Annotated in this window: 9 protein-coding genes; 6 read left to right on the top strand and 3 right to left on the bottom strand. The window is 70.4% G+C overall.

Annotated elements, in window-relative coordinates:
* Nucleotides 1–172: 172 nt before the first annotated feature.
* The 4 genes from gpmI to ROJ8625_RS04420 all read left to right on the top strand — a co-directional run bounded on the left by gpmI (nt 173) and on the right by ROJ8625_RS04420 (nt 4754).
* Nucleotides 173–1684, top strand: coding sequence for a 2,3-bisphosphoglycerate-independent phosphoglycerate mutase (gene gpmI / locus ROJ8625_RS04435; RefSeq protein ID WP_085790794.1), 1512 nt, complete (start codon nt 173–175; stop codon nt 1682–1684).
* On the top strand, nt 1684–2802 hold the full coding sequence (locus ROJ8625_RS04430; protein WP_085790795.1) for a murein hydrolase activator EnvC family protein: 1119 nt from the start codon (nt 1684–1686) through the stop codon (nt 2800–2802). The genes gpmI and ROJ8625_RS04430 overlap by 1 nt, the downstream gene beginning before the upstream one ends.
* 7 nt (nt 2803–2809) lie before the next feature.
* The gene (locus ROJ8625_RS04425; protein WP_085790608.1) at nt 2810–4189 is read left to right on the top strand and encodes a S41 family peptidase; all 1380 of its coding nucleotides are present in this window, start codon (nt 2810–2812) and stop codon (nt 4187–4189) included.
* Between the two features lie 73 nt (nt 4190–4262).
* Complete coding sequence (locus tag ROJ8625_RS04420; protein WP_085790607.1) at nt 4263–4754, top strand: RNA pyrophosphohydrolase; 492 nt, start codon at nt 4263–4265, stop codon at nt 4752–4754.
* A gap of 117 nt (nt 4755–4871) precedes the next feature.
* Here ROJ8625_RS04420 and ROJ8625_RS04415 read toward each other — a convergent pair whose 3' ends face one another.
* The 3 genes from ROJ8625_RS04415 to dapE form a co-directional block, all read right to left on the bottom strand.
* Complete coding sequence (locus ROJ8625_RS04415) at nt 4872–6149, bottom strand: lytic murein transglycosylase (RefSeq protein WP_085790606.1); 1278 nt, start codon at nt 6147–6149, stop codon at nt 4872–4874.
* Nucleotides 6150–6288: 139 nt separating this feature from the next.
* Entirely contained in the window at nt 6289–8580 is a 2292-nt protein-coding gene (gene rnr, locus ROJ8625_RS04410) for a ribonuclease R (protein ID WP_085790605.1), read from the bottom strand.
* A gap of 111 nt (nt 8581–8691) precedes the next feature.
* Complete coding sequence (dapE, locus tag ROJ8625_RS04405) at nt 8692–9840, bottom strand: succinyl-diaminopimelate desuccinylase (RefSeq protein ID WP_085790604.1); 1149 nt, start codon at nt 9838–9840, stop codon at nt 8692–8694.
* Nucleotides 9841–10143: 303 nt separating this feature from the next.
* Between dapE and ROJ8625_RS04400 the strand changes: the two genes are divergently transcribed.
* Together ROJ8625_RS04400 and ROJ8625_RS04395 are read left to right on the top strand one after the other, a co-directional pair.
* A complete protein-coding gene (locus tag ROJ8625_RS04400; protein ID WP_085790603.1) occupies nt 10144–11712 on the top strand; it encodes a Hint domain-containing protein in 1569 nt (522 codons plus the stop codon).
* Complete coding sequence (locus ROJ8625_RS04395) at nt 11709–12782, top strand: Hint domain-containing protein (protein ID WP_085790602.1); 1074 nt, start codon at nt 11709–11711, stop codon at nt 12780–12782. Before ROJ8625_RS04400 ends, ROJ8625_RS04395 begins: the two co-directional genes overlap by 4 nt.

The raw sequence follows: 12782 nt of genomic DNA, 5'->3' as shown, positions 1-12782 counted from the left end.
CGGCGGCGGCGGACCGGGGGCGCTGCCCCCGGACCCCCGGGGTTTGTCGGCAAGATGAAGAGCGCGGCGGGGCGCGCCGCCCCGGTGGATGCGCGGGTCGCGGCCTGTGCGCTTTCGTCCGGCGGCGCTTCGCGATATGCGGGAGGCGATCGTGACAGGCGGAGGCGGCGACATGGCGGGTCCGGTGGTTCTGACCATCCTCGACGGCTGGGGGCTGTCGGAAACGCGCGACGCCAACGCGCCCGCACTGGCCGATACGCCGGTGATGGACCGGCTGATGGCGGAGTGTCCGCACGCGACGCTGGTCACGCACGGGCCCGATGTCGGGCTGCCGAGCGGCCAGATGGGCAATTCCGAGGTCGGCCACACCAATATCGGCGCGGGCCGCGTCGTGGCGATGGATCTCGGGCAGATCGACCTGGCGATCGAGGACGGATCGTTCTTCGAGAACGCGGCGATCCGCGGGTTCGCCGGGACGGTCGCCGAGGCCGGCGGCCGCGCGCATCTGTTCGGGGTGGTGTCGGACGGCGGGGTGCACGGGCATCTCGAGCACATCGTCGCGGCGGCGCGGATGCTGTGCGACCGCGGACTCGAGGTGCTTGTCCACGCGATCACCGACGGGCGGGACGTGGCGCCGAAATCCGCCGAGACCTTCGTGAGGGTGCTGGAGGCGAAGTTGCCCGAGGGTGCGTGGATCGTCACGGTGATCGGGCGCTACTATGCCATGGACCGCGACACGCGGTGGGATCGCGTCAAAACGGCCTTCGACGCGATCGCCGCGGGCGCGGGGCGTGCCGCCGAGAGCGCCGAGGCGGCCGTCGCGCGCGCCTACGAGAACGGGACGACCGACGAGTTCGTGCCGGCCACCGTGATCGGCGACTATGCCGGGATCACCGAGGGCGACGGGCTCTTCTGCCTCAATTTCCGGGCCGACCGCGCGCGCGAGATCCTCGCGGCGCTGGGCGCGCCGGAGTTCGACGGCTTCGCGCGGACGCGTCCGCCGCTGTCGGCGCTGCTGGGCATGGTCGAGTATTCCGATGCGCATGCGGGCTACATGACCACCGCCTATCCCAAGCGCGAGATCGTCAACACGCTGGGCGCGTGGGTCGCGGCTCACGGGCTTCGCCAGTTCCGACTCGCGGAAACCGAGAAATATCCGCACGTGACCTTCTTTCTCAACGGCGGCAAGGAACCCCCCGAGGCGGGCGAGTATCGTGTTATGCCGAAGTCGCCGGACGTGGCGACCTACGATCTCCGGCCCGAGATGAGCGCGCCGGAGGTGACCGAGCGGCTGGTGGAGGCGATCGGTGCGGGATACGACCTGATCGTCGTGAATTACGCCAATCCCGACATGGTCGGGCATACCGGCGACCTCGAGGCGGCGAAGGCCGCCTGCGCCGCGGTCGATCAGGGGCTCGGGCAGGCGCTCGAGGCGCTCGAGGCGGCGGGCGGGGCGATGATCGTGACCGCCGATCACGGCAATTGCGATGTGATGGTCGACCCCGAGACGGGCGGGCCGCACACCGCGCACACGCTCAACCCGGTGCCGGTTATCCTGGTTGGCGGTCCCGCGGGGGCGCGGCTCGAGGGCGGGCGGCTGGCCGATCTCGCGCCGACGCTCCTGGAGCTGATGGGGCTTCCGCAGCCCGAGGAGATGACCGGCCGGAGCCTCATCCGCACATGATGACGCGGCGCGCGATCGCGGCGGCCCTCATCGGGCTGTGCGGGCTGGCCGGGCCCGCCGCGGCGCAGGCGCCGGGCGAGGCGGCGCGCGCGGCGGCCGAAGCGATCGCGGCAGCGCAGGCGCGGCTCGAGGCGGCGGAGGGTGCGCGCGACCGCGTCGCAGCGCTCACCGCGACGGTGCGTGCCTTCGAGGCGGGTCTTGCGGGAATCCGCGACGGCCTGCGCGCGGCCAGCCTGCGCGAGGCGGAGCTGTCGGCCCGGCTCGACGCCCGCGAGACGGAGGTGGCGCAGCTTCTGGGCGTGTTGCAGAGCCTCGGCGCGTCGGAAGCGCCGCAGCGGCTATTGCATCCGGACGGGCCGCTCGGCGCGGCGCGGTCGGGCATGCTGGTGGCGTCGGTGACGCCGGCGCTGGCGCAGCGGGCGCAGGTCCTGCGCCGCGATCTGGAGGACGTGGCGACAATCCGCGCGCTGCAGCAGGAGGCCGAGGCGACGCTGCGCGAGGGACTGGCCGGGGTGCAGGCGGCGCGCGCCGACCTGAGCCGGGCGATCGCCGACCGCACCGATCTGCCGCGCCGGTTCACCGAGGATCCGGTGAAGACCGCGCTGCTGATCGCGGCGTCCGAAACGCTCGACAGCTTTGCCGCGGGCCTGTCGGAGATTCCGGCCGGGCCGGAGGGCCGCTCGACGGGCGATATCGGCGACCGGAAGGGTGCGCTGCCACTGCCGGTGTCGGGCACCGTGCTGCGCGGCGCGGGCGAGGCCGACGCGGCGGGCGTGGCACGGCCGGGCATCGTCGTGGCGACCCAACCGCAGGCGCTGGTGACCGTGCCGGTGCCGGCGACGCTGCGCTATCGCGGGCCGCTGCTGGATTACGGGCTCGTGTCGATCCTCGAGCCGCAGCCGGACCTGCTCTTCGTGTTCGCCGGGCTCGGCACCGTGTTCGGCGAGATCGGTCAGGTTCTGCCGGCCGGCGCGCCGGTCGGCCTGATGTCCGGCCGGCCGCCGTCACCATCCGGTGATGGGGCTTTATCTCCGGCGTCCGAGACGCTTTACATTGAGGTCAGAGAAGGCGCCGGACCCGTCGACCCGCTGACGTGGTTCGCAACCGACAAGGGATGACATCCGAATGAAACGTTTCCTCATGGCCGCGCTTGCCGGCACGCTCGCCGGTGCCGTCGCGACGACCCAGTTCGTCGGCCCGCTGCTCGCGCAGGAGAGCGAGAACAACACCTCGATCTACGAGCAGCTGGACCTGTTCGGCGACATCTTCGAGCGGATCCGCGCGCAGTACGTGGAGGACGTGGACGAGGAGGAGCTGATCGAGGCGGCGATCAACGGCATGCTGACGTCGCTCGATCCGCATTCGAGCTATCTCTCGCCGGACGACGCGCAGGCGATGCGTGTGCAGACGCGCGGCGAATTCGGCGGGCTCGGCATCGAGGTGACGCAGGAGGACGGCTTCGTGAAGGTGGTCTCGCCGATCGACGAGACTCCGGCGGCCGAGGCCGGGATCGAGGCGGGCGACTTCATCACCCATGTGGACGGCGAATCCGTGCTCGGTCTCACGCTCGACGAGGCGGTCGAGCTGATGCGCGGGCCGGTGGGCTCCGAGATCATCATCACCGTGGTGCGCGAGGGCGAGGACGAGCCGTTCGACGTGTCGATCGTGCGCGACACCATCACGCTGACCGCGGTGCGCGCGCGCACAGAGGGCGACACCGTGGTTCTGCGGGTGACGACCTTCAACGACCAGACCTATCCGAACCTCGAAGAGAGCCTGGCCGAGCAGGTCGAGGCCGCCGGCGGGCTCGACAGCGTGAACGGCGTCGTGCTCGACCTGCGCAACAATCCCGGGGGCCTGCTGACGCAGGCGATCCGGGTCGCCGACGCGTTCCTCGACGCCGGTGAGATCGTGTCGACCCGGTCGCGCGATCCGCAGGACGGCGAACGCTTCAACGCCGAGGCGGGCGACCTGGCCGAGGGCAAGCCGATGGTGGTGCTGATCAACGGTGGCTCGGCATCCGCGTCGGAGATCGTTGCCGGCGCGCTGCAGGACCATCGCCGCGCGATCGTCGTCGGGACCAAGAGCTTCGGCAAGGGCTCGGTGCAGACGGTCATGCCGCTGCGCGGGGACGGCGCGATGCGCCTGACCACGGCGCGCTACTACACGCCTTCGGGCCGGTCGATCCAGGCGCTGGGCGTGTCGCCCGACATCATCGTGGCGCAGCCCCGCATCGACGAAGAGACCGCCGAGGAGGCCGCGGACGACGCCAGCGGCCTGCCGACCCGGTCGGAGGCGGACCTTCGCGGCGCGCTCGACAACGACTCGCTGTCCGAGGACGAGATCCGTCAGATCGAGGAGGACCGCGAGCGGGCCGAGCAGGCGGCGGCGCTGCGCGAGGAAGACTACCAGCTCGCCTATGCGATCGACATCCTGAAGGGCCTGTCGGCGCTCGGGCCCGAGGTCGCGCGGGCGGCGATGGAAGCGCGCGCCAACGACCAGTGACTGCGGCGGTGGGGCCGTCCCGAGAGGGGCACGCCCCGCGCCACACGCCGGCACCGTCAAGCCAAGGACCGACATGACCCCCGAAGAGATCGCGGCGCTGCCCTACCGTCCCTGTGTCGGCGTGATGATGGTCAACGCGGCGGGCGAGGTGTTCGTCGGGCAGCGGTCGGACACGCCGGAGCCGGCCTGGCAGATGCCGCAGGGCGGCATCGATCCCGGTGAGACGCCGCAGGTGGCGGCGCTGCGCGAACTGCGCGAGGAGACCGGCGTGACGCCGGACCTCGTGTCGGTCGAGGCGGAAACCGACGACTGGATCGCCTACGACCTTCCGCACGACCTCGTGCCGCGGATCTGGAAGGGCCGGTTCCGCGGGCAGGAGCAGAAGTGGTTTCTCATGCGGTTTCGCGGGCGGGACGAGCAGATCGACATCGCCGCCGAGCATGAAGAGTTTTCGGCCTGGCGCTGGCTTCCGATCGACGAGGTCGAGGCGGCGATCGTTCCCTTCAAGCGCGCGGTCTACGCGCAGGTGGTCGCGGCGTTTCGCGATCGACTTGCGGCGGGCTAGGCGGCCGGGCGGCTTTCACAAATCATCGGATGAGGTGACGCGCTGCGGGCGGCCGAGTGTCGGGGCGCGCGCGTCGCGCCAGGACGACCCGGCGCGACGCAACACCATGTGCGGCGCTCAGCGCAGGCGTTCGAGGATCGCGAGCGAGGCGTAGCCGTCGGGTGCGAGCCCCTCGTCACGCTGGAAGGCGCGCAGCGCGGCAACCGTGCGCGGGCCAATGCGCCCGTCCACCCCCTGCGTGTCGTAGCCCGCGCGGGTGAGGCGGGTCTGCAGCTCGCGCCGTTCGTCGCTGGTGAGCCCGCGCGCGTCATCGGGCCATGCCCCGGAAAAGGTGGCGCCGCCGGCGATGCGATCGCCGAGGTGCCCGACGCCCATCGCGTAGGCGTCCGACGGGTTGTAGCGGCGGATGACGTCGAAGTTCTTGAACGTCAGAAAGGCCGGTCCGCGTGCGCCGGCCGGCAAGAAGAGCCGGGCCGCGCCGAAATCGCGCACCGGCGCGCCGTCGAGCCCGGTCACGCCGAGACCGGCCCAGTCCGAGGGCATGCGGCGCGTGTCGCCATCGGCAAGATCGAAGTCGAAGCCGGGCGCGAGCGAAACCTCGACGCCCCAGGGCATGCCCGCGACCCAACCGTGATGAGCGAGGTAGGCCGCCGTGGAGGCGAGCGCGTCGGTCGGATCGTCCGACCAGATGTCGCGCCGCCCGTCGCCGGTGAAGTCGACCGCGAGCGCCTTGAACGAGGTCGGCATGAACTGGGTGTGGCCCATGGCGCCGGCCCAGCTCCCGGTCATCCGGTCGGGCGTGGTGTCGCCGGCCGCGAGGATTTCCAGCGCGGCGATCAGCTGATTCTCGAAGAAGCTGGCGCGCCGTCCATCGTAGGCGAGCGTCGCCAGGGCGCTGACGATGGGCGTGTCGCCACGGTAGGTGCCGTAGGCGGTCTCCATGCCCCAGACGGCGAGCACGACGCGCGTGTCGACGCCGTAGTGGGACTCGATCCGCGCGAGGGTGTCACCATGCTCGGCGAGCGCCTTGCGGCCGTTGTCGACCCGGCTGTCGGAGACCGCGCTGTCGAGATACTGCCAGATTGTCTTGGTGAACTCGGCCTGGTTGCCGTCCCGCTGCACCACGTCGGGCAGGTAGCGGGCGCTGGCGGCAGCGGCATCGAAGGTCGCGGCCGGGATGCCGGCGGCAAGCGCGCGCGGCCGGAAGTCCGCTATCCAGGCGCGGAACGCGGCCTGGGCACGGGCCTCGGCCGGGTCGGCCAGGGTCAGCGCGGCGCGGGTCACGGCGTCAGCGGGCCGTGTCTGCGGTCGCGGAGAGCGGTCGACGCTGCCGGCGTGAAGACTGGTGGCGAGGAGGCCGGACGCAAGCGCGCCCGCGGCAAGTCGCGCGATCATGGCTGGTTCCTGTCGGTCTGCTCGTTTTTCAGCAGCCTAGCGGATTCCGGCCGATCTCGAAAGATATCCCTCACGGCCGCGCGGCCTTCCGCTGACGCAAGGTCGTCCGACTTCCGGGGATGCCCGGGCCCGCCGGCCCTCAGCGCCGCGCGGTGCGCTTGCGCTTGGCTGCCGTTGCGGCGTCTTTCTTCTTTGCGCGCATGAGCTTGCGGCGCGCGGGCGGCTTGCCGCCGGGTTTTCCGCCCGGTTTGCCGCGCCGTTGGCGCGTCCCGCGACCCTCGGGCATTTCGGCATCCTCGAGCGTGACCAGCTCGAGCCCGATGCCGCCGGTGATCGGCGCGGCCTCGACCAGCTTCACCGTCGCGCGCTGGCCCGGCATGACGATGGTGCCGGTGTCGGCCCCCATGAGCGTTCCGGCGTCGCGGTCGAAATGAAAGAACTCGCGCCCGAGGTTGCGGATCGGGATGAGCCCGTCGGCACCGGTTTCGTCGAGCTTCACGAAAACGCCGAACTTCGCCACGCCGGAGATGCGGCCGGAGAACGTCGCGCCGACCCGGTCCGACAGGTAGGCGGCGAGATAGCGGTCGGTCGTGTCGCGCTCGGCCGTCATCGAGCGGCGCTCGGTCTCGGAGATATGCGTCGCGGTGGCGTCGAGCCGCTCGATCTCGTCTTCGTCGAGGCCGGAGCCGTCCCAGCCATACGCGGTAACGAGTGCGCGATGCACCACGAGGTCGGCGTAACGCCGGATCGGCGAGGTAAAGTGCGCGTAGTTCTGCAGCGCGAGGCCGAAATGGCCGAAATTCTTCGGGCTGTAATAGGCCTGCGTCATGGCGCGGAGCGTCGCGAGATTGATCAGCTCGCTTTCGTCGCGGCCGGCGGCCTCGTGCAGAAGGCGGTTGAGATGCGCGGTCTGCAGCACCTGCCCGCGCGCGAGGGTCAGACCAGCGGCGTCCGCGGTGTCGCGCAGGCTCTCGAGCTTGTCCTGCGGCGGCTCCTCGTGCACGCGGAAGAGAAGCGGTGTCTTCTTCTCGATCAGCTTGTCGGCGGCGGCGACGTTGGCGAGGATCATGAATTCCTCGATCAGCCGGTGCGCGTCGAGCCGTTCGGTGAAGTTGACCGACGTCACCGTGCCCTCGGGCGACAGCTGGATGCGCCGCTCAGGTAGGTCGAGGTCGAGCGGCTGCCGCTCGTCACGGGCGTGGCGCAGCGCCGCGTAGGCGGCGTAGAGCGGGCGGATCACCGGATCGAGCAGCGGGCCGGTCTTGTCGTCCGGGGCGCCGTCCATCGCCGCCTGCGCCTGTGCATAGGTCAGCGATGCCGGAGAGCGCATCAGCCCGCGAACGAACCGTGCGGACCGCTTGCGCCCGGCCGCGTCGATGACGATGCGCGCGGCGATGCAGGCGCGCGGCACGCCCTCGTGCAGCGAGCAGAGATCGCCGGACAGCCGATCCGGCAGCATCGGCACGACCCGATCGGGGAAGTAGCTGGAATTGCCACGCCGGCGAGCCTCGCGGTCGAGCGCGGAGCCCGGAGTGACGTAGTGGGCGACATCGGCGATGGCGACCCAGATGACGTGGCCGCCCTCGTTCTTCGGGTCGTCGTCTGGTTCGGCGAACACGGCATCGTCGTGATCGCGCGCGTCCGACGGGTCGATCGTGACGAGTGGCAGTTCGCGCAGGTCCTCGCGGCCCTTGAGGCCCGCAGGTTTCATGCGGTCGGCCTCGCGCAGGACATCCTCGGGAAAGTCGTCCGGGATGCCGTGCTGGTGAATGGCGATGAGCGAGACCGCCTTGGGTTCCGACGGATCGCCGATGCGGGCGGTGACACGTGCGCGGGGCAGGCCCATGCGGCCCTTCGGCCCGGCCTGTTCGGCCTCGACCAGTTCGCCATCCTTCGCGCCGCCGGTGGCGTCCGCCGCGACGGTCCATTCGGTCATCGCGCCCTTGTCGATCGGGGCGATGCGGCCGCCTTCGGTGTCCTTGCGAAAGATCCCGACGACCTTGCGCGGATTGGCCCCGATGCGCCGGATCACCCGCGCCTCGTACTGGTAGCCCTCGCCGTGCACGGCCGTGAGCCGGGCGAGCACGCGGTCGCCTTCGCCGAGCGCGGGATCGGTCGCGCGCGTGATGACGAGAACCGCCGGTTCGACCCCGGCGCCATGCCATTCCAGCGGCTGGGCGAAAAGGTCGCCATCGGTGCCCGGCGCCTTGATCTGCAGCACCGACACGGGCGGCAGGCGGTCGGGGTCGCGATAGGTCTTCTTGCGCTTCTCGAGATGACCCTCGGCCTCGAGCTCCTTCAGCAGGCGCTTGAGGTCGATCCGGTCCGCCCCCTTGATGCCGAACGCCTTCGCGATGTCACGCTTGGCGGTCTGGGTGGGGTTGTCGGAGATCCAGTCGAGGATCTGCGCCTTGGTCGGAAGCTGGCTCATTCGCGCGAGGTAGCACGCGGGGTGGGGGGCGTCACGTGGGGGATGCGGGGAGACGCGAAAATCAATCGTGCCACGCCCCGGTGCGACTTTGCGCGGGCTGCCCGTCGCGGCTCAGCCGGCGAAGTAGTCCCGCAGGATTCGGGCATAGACCGCCTTCAGCGCCCGCACCTCGCCTTCGGGCACGCGTTCGTCGACCGCGTGCATGCCGCGCCCGACGAGGCCGAACTCCACCACCGGGCAGTGGTCCTTGACGAAACGCGCGTCGGAGGTGCCGCCGGTGGTTGAGAGCACGGGACGGATGCCGGTCTCGGCCGCGACGGCGTTCGCCACCAGCTCCGACAGCGGTCCCGGCGGAGTCAGGAACGCCTCGCCCGAGAGCTTGATCTCGACCTCCGTTCGCGTGCCGAACTCCGCATCGGCACGGGTGGCCTCCGCCTCGATCCACTCGGTCAGCGACGCGCCGCTATGCCGGTCGTTGAAGCGGATGTTCACGCTGCCGCGTGTGTCGGCCGGAATGACGTTGGTGGCCGGGTTGCCCGTGTCGATGGTCACGATCGCCAGCGTCGACGGATCGAAGTGATCGGTACCGTCGTCCAGACTATGCGAGGCGAGCCGATCCATCAGTCGGGCCATCGCCGGCAGCGGGTTCACCGCGCGGTGGGGGTAGGCGGCGTGGCCCTGCACGCCGCGCACGGTCAGATGCGCGGTCAGAGAGCCGCGGCGGCCGATCTTGATCATCTCGCCGAAGGTCTCGGGGCAGGTCGGCTCGCCGACGAGGCAGGCGCTCATACGCTCGCCCGCCGAAGCCATCCAGTCGAGCAGCGCGCGGGTCCCGTCGACGGAGGGACCTTCCTCGTCGCCAGTGATGGTGAGGACGATTGCGCCGTCGGGGGGCGTGTCGCGCACGCAGTCGACCGCCGCCGCGACGAAGGCGGCGACGGCGGATTTCATGTCGACCGCCCCGCGGCCCCAGATCTCGCCATCGTGCAGATCGGCGCCGAACGGATCGTGCGTCCACGCCGCCGGATCGCCCGGCGGCACCACGTCCGTGTGCCCGTTGAAGCCGAAGGTGCGGGCATGGCCGCGGGTGCCCCAGCGGGCAAAGAGGTTCGGCACGCCGGCGCGGTCGACGCGGGTGCACTCGAACCCGGCGGCTGACAGAGCGTCGGCCAGAAGCGACAGCGCGCCGCCCTCCTCGGGCGTGACCGAGGGGCAGCGGATCAGCGCGCGGGTCAGCGCGACAGGGTCGGTGGGGTCCATCTGCAGGGCTCCGGCGGCGGTGGGATGGCCCGGGCGTAGCGCCTCGTGGCGGCGGGGGCAAATGTGTCCCAAATAGCGCAACCGCGGTCTTACATATTATGCCCTCCGGCCGCGGCGGTTCGCGGGAGGCCGCCACTCGTGTTAACACATTCGCAATAAAGAAGATCCCGAGGCAGGGAAGCAGTTCCGCATCAGACGCGCCGCAACGTCGGGCCAGACCCGGCGACCGGATGCGTGTGCCCCGACCGTGCGCGGCCCGGGGGCTGCTGGCCGTGCCTCGGACAATGATACGGTGAGGCAGGCATGGTTCGGGCACGCGAGCTCCCGATAGATATTGGTGCGTCCTCGCTGGAAATGGCGGAGGCGATCTTCGGCGCGGGTGCGCGCGTGGTGAGCGCGAGCTATTCCGGCGACTACCGCTCTTCGGGCATCTATTCGAACGGCGACTCGCTCGCGCCCGGGGTGACCCCCGGCGATTCGGGTCTGATCCTGTCGACCGGTCGCGCGGAGGACTTCACCAACTCGAACGGGCAGTCGAACCAGGATACCGATACCTCCACCAACACCTGGGGCCAGTCGGGCAATTCGACCTTCAATGCCGCCGCCGGCACATGGACCTACGACGCCTCGTATCTCGACGTGGATTTCGTGCCGGATGGCAACGTGATGACGATGCAGTTCGTCTTCGCATCCGAGGAATACCCGGAGTATCAGACAGGTATTTACCAGGATTTCGTCGGCGTCTGGATCAACGGCCAGCAGGTCCAGCTGGAAATCGGTGACGGTGATGCCGACCCGAACAACCTGAACGACGAGACCAACCTCAACCTCTACAACGACAACACCTCGGACCAGTACAATACCGAGATGGACGGCTTCACCGTCACCATGACGATGACCATTCCGGTCACGGCGGGGCAGGTGAACTCGATCCGCATCGGCATCGCCGACGTGTCGGATTCGAACTACGACTCGAACCTGCTGATCGCGGCGGACAGCGTGCAGACGGCGTTGGTCGCGCAGGCCGACAGCGTCGAGATCTATCCGAACGGGCAAGCCGATGTCGACGTTCTGGCCAACGACGAGAACGCAACCGGCGGGTCCCTGACGATCACGCACATCAACGGCGTGGCGGTGTCGGCAGGCGACACGGTGACGCTCGCGACCGGCCAGCAGGTGACGCTCAACGCCGACGGCACGCTGGGCGTTCTGGGCGACGGCGACGTCGAGACGGTGAACTTCACCTACAAGGTCGAAAGCTCGACCGGCGGCAGCGATACCGGCTTCGTCACCGTGGGGTCGGTGCCGTGCTTCGTGGCCGGCACGCGCATCGCCACCGATACCGGGCCGCGCCTCGTCGAGGCACTGCGGCCAGGCGATCGGGTGCGCACCCGCGACCACGGCTTTCAGCCGCTGCGCTGGATCGGTGTCCGCACGCTCGCGGCCGAGGGTGACTTCGCCCCCGTGGAGATCGCGGCCAATACCTTCGGCCGGCACGCCAAGCTTCGGGTGTCACCGCTGCATCGCGTGTTGCTCGCCGCGCCCGGGGCCGAGCTGCTGTTCGGTGAAGCGGAGGTCCTGATCGCGGCCAAGCACCTTGTCGACGGCGCGTCGGTCCGGCGCGTGGAGGGCGGTGAGGTCACCTACGTGCACCTGATGTTCGACCGCCACGAAATCGTCTATTCCAACGGACTTCCGACCGAGAGCTTCTTGCCAGGGCCGCGCGTGCGGGACCTGTTCGAGGCCGACACGCTGGGCGAGATCTGCGCCGTGTTCCCCGAGCTCGACCCGCTGACCGGAGAGGGCTACGGTCCCGCGGCGCGGCGGATCCTCGACGGGCGCGAGGCGCGCGCGCTGATCCTCGCCGCATGAGCTGGATCGCGGTGACTGGCGGCGACGTCGCCTGGACTTGCCCGCGCGCCTTTCCCGAGGGCGCCGGGCCGCGTCACGCTCTGCTGACGCGCGGGTCGCTGGTGGTCGAGACGCGGCTGTCGCCGGAGGCGCGGCCGCAGATGCTCCTGGGATACGAGCGGCGGCACCCGTGGTCCGGCCGCATCTCGCTGCAGGCGGTGCCGGGGGGCGGTGTCGTCCTCGTGATGGTGCAGGGCGAGGAGGTGTTCCACACGGTCCTGCCGCCGCTGAGCGACGGGCGGCTGGACGTCCTGCGTCTGACCTACGCGTGGGACGCCCCGGCGCGCTGGGGGCGGCTTTCGGTGGAGCGGCCCGAAGAGGACGGCGTGCGTAGCGTCGAGACGCCCCCGCCGCCGCCGCTGATGCTCGAGGACATCTACACGATGATCCATCGCCCGCAGCTCTGCGAGCGCGATGCGGATGTCGTGTTCTTCGCGGCGTCCTCGGCGGTGGAGCCGGTCGGTCCGGTCCCGACGCTCACCGGTCCGATGCCGGTGGAAACCGAAACCGGAGTCGTTCCCGTCTCGGACCTCGGGGCAGGGATGCACGTGTGCACCCGCGACAACGGCGTGCAGCGCGTGGTCGGCCGGATCGAGCGCGTCGTGCCCGCGCTCGGGTCGTTCCGGCCCGTGCGCCTGCGCGCGCCGTATCTCGGGCTGCAGCGCGATCTCGTCGTGGCGCCGCAGCAGCGCTTGCTGATCGGCGGCTCGGAGGTCGAATACCTCTTCGGGCGCGAAACGGTGCTGATCCCGGCGGCCGCGCTGGCCAACGGGTTCACCGGCACGGCGATGCAGGAGCATCTCTTCGTGCGCTATCACCAACTGGTGCTGCCGCGGCATGACGCCCTCAGGGTCGTGGGCGCGGACCTCGAGAGCCTTTATCTCGGCCGATTGCGGCGCCGGCGCGAGGAGCTGGCCGCCACGCTCCTTTCAGAGTGGGATCCGGCGAGCCTGCCCGAGCATTTCCGCGCCGGGCATCAGGTGCTGCGCCCTTTCGAGGCGATCACGCTGGCCGAGGCGCGCGCGGCCTGA

Source organism: Roseivivax jejudonensis (genome assembly GCF_900172265.1).
GTDB classification, from domain to species: Bacteria; Pseudomonadota; Alphaproteobacteria; order Rhodobacterales; family Rhodobacteraceae; genus Roseivivax; species Roseivivax jejudonensis.
This window is presented reverse-complemented; position numbering and strand designations above follow the sequence as displayed.

Excerpts from the sequence above, each read along its gene's own strand:
- gpmI (WP_085790794.1), top strand. The coding sequence starts at position 173 with ATGGCGGGTCCGGTGGTTCTGACCATCCTCGACGGCTGGGGGCTGTCG.
- ROJ8625_RS04430 (WP_085790795.1), top strand. The coding sequence starts at position 1,684 with ATGACGCGGCGCGCGATCGCGGCGGCCCTCATCGGGCTGTGCGGGCTG.
- ROJ8625_RS04425 (WP_085790608.1), top strand. The coding sequence starts at position 2,810 with ATGAAACGTTTCCTCATGGCCGCGCTTGCCGGCACGCTCGCCGGTGCC.
- ROJ8625_RS04420 (WP_085790607.1), top strand. The coding sequence starts at position 4,263 with ATGACCCCCGAAGAGATCGCGGCGCTGCCCTACCGTCCCTGTGTCGGC.
- ROJ8625_RS04415 (WP_085790606.1), bottom strand. The coding sequence starts at position 6,149 with ATGATCGCGCGACTTGCCGCGGGCGCGCTTGCGTCCGGCCTCCTCGCC.
- rnr (WP_085790605.1), bottom strand. The coding sequence starts at position 8,580 with ATGAGCCAGCTTCCGACCAAGGCGCAGATCCTCGACTGGATCTCCGAC.
- dapE (WP_085790604.1), bottom strand. The coding sequence starts at position 9,840 with ATGGACCCCACCGACCCTGTCGCGCTGACCCGCGCGCTGATCCGCTGC.
- ROJ8625_RS04400 (WP_085790603.1), top strand. The coding sequence starts at position 10,144 with ATGGTTCGGGCACGCGAGCTCCCGATAGATATTGGTGCGTCCTCGCTG.
- ROJ8625_RS04395 (WP_085790602.1), top strand. The coding sequence starts at position 11,709 with ATGAGCTGGATCGCGGTGACTGGCGGCGACGTCGCCTGGACTTGCCCG.